Raw genomic sequence first — 204 nt, forward strand, 5'->3', positions numbered from 1 at the left:
AACCGATACGGTCACCGGCACTACTGATCAGGATCAAAGTTACACGGTGAAAGTGCCGGCAGGTTATGAAGTAGTTGATTCTGCTGACTATGCCGATGGTACAAAGCTGACCATCAACCTGAAGGCTGATGACAGTGATAACGTCACGATCCATTTGACACACGGGACGACGACGATTACTCCGGATACGCCGACAACGGATAC

At 50.0% G+C, this 204-nt stretch carries 1 protein-coding gene; it reads left to right on the forward strand.

The features are described 5' to 3' along the window. Positions 1-204: mucin-binding protein (locus tag GM612_RS12340; protein ID WP_173021295.1), on the forward strand; the 204-nt coding region annotated here is incomplete at both ends.

This window comes from Secundilactobacillus folii (assembly GCF_009720675.1).
Taxonomy (GTDB): domain Bacteria; phylum Bacillota; class Bacilli; order Lactobacillales; family Lactobacillaceae; genus Secundilactobacillus; species Secundilactobacillus folii.